Origin of the sequence: Streptomyces sp. NRRL S-378 (genome assembly GCF_000720645.1) — a bacterium.
In the GTDB taxonomy this organism is placed as follows: Bacteria; Actinomycetota; Actinomycetes; order Streptomycetales; family Streptomycetaceae; genus Streptomyces.
Genome location: NZ_JOBX01000085.1, coordinates 21,375 through 31,347 on the forward strand (window position 1 = coordinate 21,375; position 9,973 = coordinate 31,347).

6 protein-coding genes and 1 pseudogene are annotated in these 9,973 nt (G+C 74.8%); 4 read left to right on the forward strand and 3 right to left on the reverse strand.

Annotation, left to right across the window (positions count from 1 at the left end; genetic code table 11):
- The first annotated feature begins 4 nt into the window (after nucleotides 1-4).
- The gene (locus IH80_RS0134960; protein WP_158943770.1) at nucleotides 5-670 is read left to right on the forward strand and encodes a hypothetical protein; all 666 of its coding nucleotides are present in this window, start codon (nucleotides 5-7) and stop codon (nucleotides 668-670) included.
- A gap of 145 nt (nucleotides 671-815) precedes the next feature.
- On the opposite strand, the gene IH80_RS0134965 is transcribed toward IH80_RS0134960, so the two are convergent.
- Complete coding sequence (locus IH80_RS0134965) at nucleotides 816-2,102, reverse strand: streptophobe family protein (RefSeq protein ID WP_030965820.1); 1,287 nt, start codon at nucleotides 2,100-2,102, stop codon at nucleotides 816-818.
- A 52-nt stretch (nucleotides 2,103-2,154) separates the two neighbouring features.
- Here IH80_RS0134965 and IH80_RS43085 point away from each other — a divergent pair.
- A pseudogene (locus IH80_RS43085) lies at nucleotides 2,155-3,459 on the forward strand (DUF6777 domain-containing protein); the annotation flags it as partial.
- Between the two features lie 629 nt (nucleotides 3,460-4,088).
- Here IH80_RS43085 and IH80_RS0134980 read toward each other — a convergent pair.
- Nucleotides 4,089-4,769 carry a DNA alkylation repair protein gene (locus tag IH80_RS0134980; RefSeq protein WP_030965822.1) on the reverse strand — a complete coding sequence of 227 codons (681 nt, stop codon included), beginning with the start codon at nucleotides 4,767-4,769 and terminating at the stop codon, nucleotides 4,089-4,091.
- Between the two features lie 551 nt (nucleotides 4,770-5,320).
- Between IH80_RS0134980 and IH80_RS40115 the strand changes: the two genes are divergently transcribed.
- On the forward strand, nucleotides 5,321-5,545 hold the full coding sequence (locus tag IH80_RS40115) for a hypothetical protein (protein WP_037882007.1): 225 nt from the start codon (nucleotides 5,321-5,323) through the stop codon (nucleotides 5,543-5,545).
- 124 nt (nucleotides 5,546-5,669) lie between these two features.
- Entirely contained in the window at nucleotides 5,670-7,757 is a 2,088-nt protein-coding gene (locus IH80_RS0134990; protein ID WP_030965823.1) for a SpoIIE family protein phosphatase, read from the forward strand.
- Between the two features lie 210 nt (nucleotides 7,758-7,967).
- Here IH80_RS0134990 and IH80_RS0134995 read toward each other — a convergent pair whose 3' ends face one another.
- Nucleotides 7,968-9,929 carry an ABC transporter permease gene (locus IH80_RS0134995; protein WP_030965824.1) on the reverse strand — a complete coding sequence of 654 codons (1,962 nt, stop codon included), beginning with the start codon at nucleotides 9,927-9,929 and terminating at the stop codon, nucleotides 7,968-7,970.
- Nucleotides 9,930-9,973 lie beyond the last annotated feature (44 nt).

The following is a 9,973-nucleotide window of genomic DNA, read 5'->3' on the forward strand; positions in this document are numbered from 1 at the left end:
GTCAATGAGCAGCTCGATGGATCCCGGGATCACCGTGGCGGACTTCCGGCCCACCCATGTGGTGCCGCCGTCGGGGCTGTCCGCCTGGGAGGCCCCCGACGTCTCCCGGCCGACCGCGGCCCTGGACGCCTTCCTGCCCGTACAGCTGCTGTCCCGGCGCGGAGAGTGGGGGGAGGTCCTGTGCGCCAACGGATGGAGCGCCTGGGTCGACGGGCGGCTGCTCGTCGCGGTCCCGCAGCCGCCTCCGACCACGGGGGAGCGGCCGTCGGTACGCGCCGAGGACCCGAGGCCGCTCCTCGAGCGCGGCGCAGAAGCCCTGGCACGCTACCGGCACGCCGTGGACGAACTCGCCTCCGGCCGGTCCGACACCGACGGCTTCCGCCGGGCCCTGCGCGGGCTGCGGGCGGGCGTGGTCGTCGACGGGGAGTCGGTCTGGCTCTACGACGAGGGTTCGGGGCGGTGGATGTACGGCGACGGGACCCGCCTGGCGACCTACGCGGTGACCGAGGGGCCGGGGACCGCCCACGGGCCCTCGTCGCCGCCGGCAGCGACGGACGGCGGGGGCGGCGCCGCCCCGGATGCGTCGCCCGCCGGCCGGAAGGCGGGCGGCCACGACCGGGAGGCCACTGCGACCCGGATCGTGGACACGCACGACCCCGGAGCGGAATGAGGGAGGGGCGGGTGCCCTCCGACGTCGGCGGATGCCCGGTCGGCCGCCCAGCGCGATCGGCGCGGTGGCCCGGTCAGACGTGTGGCGCGGCGTCGGGTCAGGCGTGTGGCGCGGCGTCGGGTCAGGCGTGTGGCGCGGCGTCGGGTCAGGCGTGTGGCGTGGCGGCGGGTTCGTCGACCCGGCCGCGGCGGTGCAGCGGGCGGGCCAGGACGCCGCCGAGGAAGCCGGCCACCGCCCCCCACAGCAGGCCGAGGCCGACCGTCCGCCACAGCACGGGGTCCAGCAGGACCTCCCCGCCCAGGGCGTCCACCTCGCCGATGCCCAGGAGGGACAGTCCGTACACGGCATGGACCCGGGCCAGCAGGCAGACCGCGAGGGTGGCGAGGCCGAGGGCCGCGCCCAGGTGGAGCGCGTGCTGCCAGGGCCGGACGTGCGCGGGGGACCGTACGGCCGCCAGTACGCCCGTACCGAGCAGCAGGACGACGGCCACCGCCACCAGCCACCACGCCCGCGGGTCCCGCGCCGCGAACGACGCCACGTCGACCGGGGCCCCGTCGGCCTCGCGCAGCACCTCGTCCAGCAGGGGCGGCATCGGCAGCCCGAAGGCGCCGTCGGCCCGGGCCTCCCAGGCTCCGCCGAAGCCCAGGGTGAGCGCGATCCACACGAGGTTCGGCAACCCGAGCAGGACGACCGCGAGGGTCCGGTCGGCGTGTCCCTGGGTCGCGGCCACCACCAGGCCGACGACGACGCCGATCGCGACGTAGGCGAGGAGCAGCACGGCCGTGGCGAAGGCGGCCGGACGCACCGCCGAGTGGAAGCGGACCAGCCCGGCCGGGAGCGGGGCGCGGCGCGACACCAGCAGGGCGATCAGCAACAGGCCCAGGATCCACACCAGTCCGAACAGGAGCGTGGCGGGCAGGTCGGCACGGAAGCCGACCTTCGGCGAGGAGTCGAGGAGTTCGCCGATCACCCCGACGGGGGAGTCGCCCACGGAGATGCCGAACTCCTGCCGGGCCAGGAGCGCGGCACCGACCAGGGCGAGCAGCCACAGCACGACCAACGGTACGACCCGGCCCAGGAGTTCACGGGACCCGGCCACGGCCCGGTTGTGCAGCGGGCGCAGGAAGCAGAACCCGGCCGCGAGGGCGCCCGCCAGGCTCACCGAGAGCGGGAGCACCGACAGGTTCGCGTCCGCGCCGGCCAGGAGACCGGCGTCGCCGGCCACCTCCACCGTGCCGCCGGCCGCCATCACGACGACCGCTGCGAGCACGTGGGGGAACGCCCCCTCCGGGAGGCCGCCCGCGCCCGCGCACGCCAGGCCGGCCGCGGCGACCGCGGTCATCGCCGCGAAGCCCGCGACGACGGTGACGAGGGCGTCGCGCCAGGCCCTCGCGGAGCCCCCGGACGATGTCGATCTCGGTGTCTGGCTCACCCTGCAACGGTGGCACTCCCGGCTTGCGGCCACCACCCGGACGGCGCACACAATGGTCCGATGGGTAACTCCCTCCTCCTGGGAAGAAGAGCCCGTGAGTACACATCCCTCCGGCAGTCAGCCGTCGTCAGAGCGACCTACCGGGCCGCCTTCCGGGCCGCTGTCGGGCGGACAGCAGGTGCCGCCGCCCCCGCCGCCGACCGGGCCGCCCTCGGGGCCGCCGGGCGGGCCCGCCGGTCCCGGCCGCCCGGGGCCGGGCAAGGGCCCTTGGTGGCGGTCCGTTCCACGGCTCGCCACCGCGCTCGTCGCGGTGGTGGCGGTCGTGGCCCTGGCGGTGGTGCTCACCCGGCCCGCGGGTACTCCCAGCGCCGGGGCCGAGGTGTTCCTCCAGCCGGCCGCCGCGGCCGGCCCCGACCCCTTCACCGAGTCCACCGTGGTGAAAGAGGACGCGCCGCCGCCGGAGAGCCCGGCGCCGTCCCCCACTGCGACCGGCGCCGCCCCCACCACCCAGGGCACCGCCACGGGCACCACCAGGAGCGTCAGCGGCTCCGCGCCGGGCGTGTACGGCGGCACCCAGAACGTGGCGAGCTGCGACGTGGAGAAGCAGATCAAGGTACTGGCCGCGCAGCCGGCCAAGAACGAGGCCTTCGCCGCGACGCTCGGCATCGGGCCGGCGGCCGTGCCCGCGTACCTGCGCTCGCTCACCCCGGTGCAGCTGCGGCTGGACACCCGGGTCACGAACCACGGCTTCCAGGACGGAAAGGTCACCAGCTACCAGGCCGTGCTGCAGGCCGGGACGGCCGTGCTCGTGGACGACCGGGGCGTGCCGCGGGTGCGCTGCGCCTGCGGGAACCCGCTCGGTCCGCCGGTTCCGCTCAAGGCGGCCCCCAAGCGCTACGGACAGACGTGGCCCTCCTACCAGCCGGCGAAGGTGGTCGTCATCGCACCGGCCGTGCAGCCGGTGAAGAAGATCGTGATCTACGACCACCAGAACCGGCACTGGTTCGAGCGCGACAAGGGGCACCACCAGGACCGCAGGCCCGACCGCCCCATCCCGCCGCCCGTGATTCCGACGCCGCCGGCCACGCCGACAACCCTGCCGACGCAGACCGGGCCGAAGCCGCCCGGACCTCCGACGAAGTCCCCCACCCACACGGGCTCGAAGCCGCCGACGAAGTCCCCCACGCACACGGGCTCGAAGCCGCCGACGAAGTCCCCCACGCACACGGGCTCGAAGCCGCCGACGAAGTCGCCGTCGGGTTCGCCCACGCCCTCGGGGTCGAGGTCTCCGTCGAAGTCGCCTTCGGGGACCCCGACGCCCTCGCCGACGCCCTCGCCGACACCGTCACCCACGCCCTCGCCGACGGCTTCCCCCTCGGCTTCACCAACACCCTCGGGTGCGACGTCCCCGGCCAAGTCTCCCTCGGGGTCCCCGTCGGAACCTCCCTCGCCGTCGGGCTCCCCCTCGGGGTCCCCGGCGGCATCGCCCTCGCCCAGGCCGTCACCGTCACCGTCGCCCTCTGAGCTGCGTTCGCTGCCCCCGGTGGACCGTACGCCCCCGCTGCCGACGCGGCCGCTGCCCCCGACGGACCGTACGCCCCCGCTGCCGACGCGGCCGCTGCCCCCGACGGACCGTACGCCCCCGCTGCCGACCAGGTCCGCGGCCCCGCCGCCACCGGTCGCGCCGCAGCCGCAGCCGGAACCGGCCCGTACGGCCGAACCGCCCCGCGAGGACGGGGGCGGCAACGACAACGGCGGTGACCGGTAGCCCGGCGCGGAGCGCCGGTCAGCTCCGGTCAGCTCCGGGCGCGGCGGGGGGACGGATGGGCCGCCCCGCCCGCCCCCCGGGCCCCGGGGCGCAGCACCATGCCCCTCCAGTGCGACGGCGCACTGCCCCTCGCCCACCCTGCCTGGCTCACCGAGGGCCTCCCGGGCACCGTATGAAGTCGCACAACCGACGCGGGTGGGGCGCGGGTGGGGCCGTCCTCAGCCGGAACCCTGGCGGCGGACCATTTCCGCGATCCAGACGGGGGCGAACGGGGACGTGCAACCGGGGGACGTCGGATAGTCCTTGAGTACCTGCAGGCGCTCGCCGACGGCGAGCGCGCGGGCGCGGTGTTCCGGGTGCTCGATGCCGATCTGCGCCAGGCAGTGGTTCATCGCCCACTGCAGGCGGTCCGGGGCGTCCTTCATCTCCGCCTCGATGATGTCGAGCAGACCCGGCAGGTCGAGACCCTCCGGCCGTTTCGCCACGCGTTCCGTGGTCAGCGCCCAGCCGGCGCTCGCGACCACCGGATCCTGGTCGGCGGTCCAGGCCGGGCGCAGCTCCTCCGCGTGCGGGTTCTTCTTCACCACGTAGTTCAGGAGCCAGTCGTGCACCTTGGGCGTCCGGGCCTCGCGCAGCATGGTGTCCAACTCCTCCCGTCCGAAAGCCTTCGGACGGCAGATCAGGAGCGACAGCAGTCTCGCCGCGGTGTCGCCGGTGGACCAGAGCTCGCGCGCCAGTTCCTGCTGCGTCTTCAGCCGCTTCGCGAGGGCGCGCAGGCTGCCGAGGTTCACGCCGTGGTCGTCACCGTGCTTCTCGTTCACCGCGCGTGCCTTCGGGTCCTCCAGCCCGGCCAGTTCGGCCATCACCTCGGCCAGTGCCGTTCCGGTCGCCTCCGTCATCCCGGCCTCCCTTCCCTCACGTGCGGGACCGAGCCCAAGGAGTGTCCCCTGATGCCCGGCGGGCGCACGACGCCGGCTACGGCACCTGGCTGCGCTGGTGCAAGGCCCCAGTATGGGGGCTCCCCTCCGCCTTGCGAGGCACCGCATCTGACGCCGTGCGCTGATCCACGGGGATGACGGGACGGTCCTTGGCGCGTCCGGGTGAGGGGCTGGACTTCCCGAATAGTTGGCTGATGCAACGGAATTGTGCGGAACGTGCGGGGGACCCGGGCGGATGGCCCGGGATGCCGATCGGCGGAGCGGTGATTAGTATCTTCAGTAGGCAACTGTGGCCACTGCGGGACGGAAACCCTTTGCCCGCGGTGAATACGCCAGAGCGCGAGGCGTGCGACATATCGCACCCGGCCCACGAGGTCCGCGGCCCGATGAGGCCGCGTTGACGGGGGATGTGCGCACTCAACATCCGTACTGCCACAGGTGCAGCCTTGTGCGTCCTTGCTGAGGAGGAAGAACAAATTTTCGTGCAATAGCAACGAGAAGGGTTCTCAACCATGCGAGCAACGAGAGTCAAGCGTCTCTTCGCGGTGTCCGCCATCGGCGTTCTGATGGCCGGCGGCGCCCTGGGAGCCGCAGGTACCGCCTCTGCGGCCACCCCCACCCAGTCCGTCACGTACGTGAGCGGCGGCGGCTGGGACCATGACAAGGGCGGCCACCACCACGGCTGGTACGACGATGACGACGACTACCGTGGCGGAGGCCACGGCAACGACTGCTGACACGAGCACCACTCGCTGTGCGGCCCGCGCGACGGGCCGCACAGTGCCGTGTCCCCGCCCGCGGCACCCCGCCGCCGGACCGTCCCGCAGGGACACCGGCCGGGGACAGTGAGACGCTGGCAGCATGGCCCGTAGGGGAGACGTTCCCGAGGTCGACTGGCCCGCGCGGCCGGACACGAGCCTTGCGCTCAACCGCATGGGCACCTTCGACTGGGACCTCGACAGTGGGCGGATGCACCTGGATCCCACCGCCCTCGAGGTCCTCGACCTGCGCCCGGACGAGTACAACGGCACCCCGGCCGGGCTCCGCTCGCGCATCGCGCCCGCCGAGGAGGCCCGGCTCGACTCCCGGGTCGCCCAGGCGATCAAGGACGGGCGCAGTCACTACGGGGCCTACGTCCGCAGCCGCCGCCGCGACGGGTCGCCGGCGTGGACCCACGTCCAGGGCCACATCCTGCGGGACCCGGGCGGCCGCCCGTACCGCGTCATCGGCATCCTCCGCGACGCCGCCCACGACCCGGGCGAGCCCGGAGCCGCCGGGGAACAGGACGAGGGGCGCCGCCGGATGACGGGCGTCGTCGAGCGGACCACCGCCATCCTCGCCCACGCCCGCACCGTCAACGACGTGACCGACATCCTCAAGGACCCGCAGGCCCTCGGGCACCTCGGTGCCGTCAGCGTGATGCTGGGCGTCGTCGAGGGGGGCCGCATCCACCTCGTCGCGGAGGGCCAGCTCGGTACGTACGTCCCCGAGATCGAATACACCCGGATCGACGCCCAGTTCCCGATGAGCGTCGCCGTACGCACCATGCAGCCGGTCTTCATCCTCTCGCGCCAGGAGTTCGAGGAGTCCTACCCAGAACTGTGGCCCTACATCGAGCCGCTGTCCGTCCACAGCGGGGTCTACCTGCCGCTGATCGCCCAGGGGCGGCCCGTCGGCGCCCTGGGGCTGCTCTACAAACGGGAGGGCGACTTCACCGCCGAGGAGCGCAACCTGCTGATGGCGCTCGGCAGCGGAGTCGCCCAGAGCCTCCAGCGCGCCATCCTCTTCGAGCAGGAACACGACCTCGCCGAGGGCCTCCAGCGGGCCATGCTGCCCCGCCGCATCCCCACGGTGCCGGGCGCGCTGATCGCCGTACGGTACCGCTCCGCCCGGATGGGGAGGGACATCGGCGGCGACTGGTACGACGTGGTCCCGCTCGGTGGCGGCCGGGTCGGCGTGATGATCGGCGACGTCGAGGGCCACGACACGGACGCGGCCGCCGTCATGGGGCAGTTGCGCATCGTGATGCGCGCCTACGTCGTCGAGGGGCACACGCCCGGCGCGGCGATGGCCCGGGCCTCCGCGTTCCTGCGCGAACTGGAGACGGAACGCTTCGCCACCTGCACGTACGCCGAGGTCGACCTGACCAGCGGGATGCTCCAGCTGGTCCGCGCCGGCCATCTCGACCCGGTCGTGCGGCGCGGCGACGGCAGCTGCCACCGGATCCAGGTGGCGGGCGGCCTGCCGCTCGGACTGCCGCCCCGCGAACCGTCCTCGGCGGCGGACTCCGGCTACCCCGTCACCAGCTTGGAACTCCACCCCGGCGACACCCTGGTGCTGTGCACGGACGGGCTGGTCGAACGACCCGGTGAGGACCCCGACGTCGGCATGCGCGAGCTCATGGCGACGATCCACAGCGGCCCGGCGGACGTCGAGGAACTCGCCGACGTCCTCTGCGACCTGGTCGGGGACTCGGGCGGCGGGGACGACATGGCCCTGCTCGTCCTGCGCCGCCGCGGCACGCCGGCCGGGCGCGGCGGCGGGCCGCTGCACCAGCGACTGGATCCGGGGGACGCCGAGGCCCCGGCCCTGGCCCGGCACCTCATCCGGGCGGCGGTGGCCGCGTGGGGAGCCAGGGAGCGGGCCGACGAGATCGAGCTGGCGGCGGACGAACTGATGACGAACGCCCTGGTCCACACGGAGGGCGGCGGCCACATCAGCATGCGGATCACGCCGCAGGGGCGGATCCGCATCGAGGTGGAGGACTCCAGCAGCGCCCTCCCGCGGCGGCGCGAGGCGGGGGACTGGGCGGTGTCGGGGCGCGGCCTGATGCTCGTGGATCAGCTCGCGGAGGCGTGGGGCGTGGAACCGCGGGGCGGCGGCAAGTGCGTATGGTGCGAGTTCGACGTGAACGCGCCACCGGGCGCGGGCGCGGACGGGGCGGGCTGACCCGGGCCGGCGCCGCCCCGGCTCCGCGGCGGGGGTGGGCCGCGTCGCGGCCTCCCCGGGGCCGGTCGCGCGGGTCGGACACGTCATCACCGCTGCGGCAGGGCCTTTGGAGCGCCCCGGCGCGGACCGGGTGCGTCGCCTCGCCTTCGAGGGTTCGGTGGTGGCCATGGCCGCGGGCCGGGGGCGCCACGGCCGCCGCCCTGCGGGCACCTACAGGCCCACCAGCGTGACCTCGGTGGCCTTGACGCTCGTCCACACCTCGGTCCCGTCGGCCAGGCCCAGTTCGGCCGCCGCGTCCGGGGTGATCTCGGCGACCAGGTCGGGCGCCTCGGCCGACCCGATCAGCACGCGCAGCCGGCTGCCCACCGCCGTGATCTCCCGGACCGTGCCGGGCCACACGTTCCGGGGGCTGCCGCCTGGGCGGTCCCGGTGCACCGACACCGCCTCCGGGGCGATGATCGCCAGGGCCTGGGTCCCCTGGGGCAGGGCCTCGGCGACCACCAGGCGGCCACCCGCAGCGAGGGCGAGGCCGTCCGCCGACGCGATGCCCGGCCAGGCGTTGCGCCCCAGCATGCGGGCCACCCAGGGGGAGCGGGGGTGCCGTGAGACCTCGGCAGGCGGCGCGTCCTGCAGGGCCCGGCCGTCGGCCAGTACGAGGACCCGGTCGGCCAGCGACACGGCCTCGACGGGGTCGTGGGTCACGATGAGGCAGACCCCGCCGAAGCCGGCCAGGTGCGTGCGCAGGGTGTGCCGGACGTGGGCCCGCGTGGTCTGGTCGAGGGCGGCGAGCGGCTCGTCGAGCAGCAGGAGACGCGGGCGGGCGGCCAGGGCGCGCGCGAGGGCGACCCGCTGGGCCTGGCCGCCGGAGAGCTGGGACGGCCTGCGGTGCGCGAGGTGACCGACGCCCAGCCGGTCCAGCCAGGCCTGCGCCTCGCGACGCGCGCCGGCGCGCGGCACCCGGCGGGCGCGCAGCCCGTACGCGGTGTTCGCCAGGGCGCTCAGGTGAGGGAACAGCGCCCCGTCCTGGGGGACCCAGGCCACCTGCCGCTGGTGCGGGGGCAGGGCGGTGACGTCGGCGTCGCCCAGCCGCAGCTCGGCGTGGGCCCGGGGGGTCAGGCCGAGGAGGGCGCGCAGCAGGGTGGTCTTGCCGGCCCCGTTCTCGCCGACGACGGCGATGGTGGTGCCGGGCTCGGCCCGGAGGGTGAGGCGGTTGAAGCCGGTGACGGTGGCGTGCAGGGGCCAGTGTCCCGTCCCCCTCCCCCCGTCCGTATCCGTCCCCGTTCCCGCGTCCGGTCCCGGGGCAGGGGGTGGGGAGAGGGGGACGGGTGCGTCCTCCGCGGCCGGCCGGGGCGGCGTGACCGCCCCGCGGTCGATCGGGGTGCCCGTCCAGCGGCCGCGCAGCGCGATCAGGACGGCCATGGCGATCGCCAGCAGCAGCAGGGAGACCGAGGTGGCCGCCTCGGGCTGGTCCTGGAGCAGCAGGTACACCTGGAGCGGCAACGTCTGGGTGGTGCCGGGCAGATTCCCGGCGAAGGTGATGGTCGCGCCGAACTCGCCCAGCGCACGGGCCCAGGTGAGGGCGGCGCCGGCGACCAGACCGGGCGCCACCATCGGCAGGGTCACCGTGAAGAACACGCGGACCGGCGACGCGCCGAGCGAGGCCGCGGTCTCCTCGTAGCTCTGCCTGAGACCGCCGAGGGCACCCTCCAGGCTGATGACCAGGAACGGCATCGCGACGAAGGTCGCCGCGACGACGGCCCCCGAGGTGTGGAAGGGCAGGGTGATCCCGAAGGAGTCCTCCAGCCACGGCCCGAGCAGTCCGCGCCGCCCGAATCCGAGGAGCAGGGCGACGCCGCCCACGGTCGGCGGCAGCACCATGGGCAGCAGCACCAGCGAGCGCACCAGGGCCTTGCCCTTGAACTCCACGCGGGCCAGCAGCCATGCCAGGGGCACGCCGAGGAGGAGCGAGAGGCCCAGCGCCCACAGGGACACCAGGAGCGAGAGCTTCAGGGCCTCGACCACGCCGGGGCTGCCGAGGTGTTCGCCGAGATCGCCCCACGGAGTGCGGACGAGGATGCCGATCAGCGGCATCAGCAGGAAGGCGACGGCGAGCAGCGCGGGGAGCGCCAGGGCCACCGGGGGCCGGGTGGTGCGGGTACGGAGTCTGCTCACGGGACTTCCTGGCTGGGACGGCGTGGTGGGGCGGGGGAGGGGGC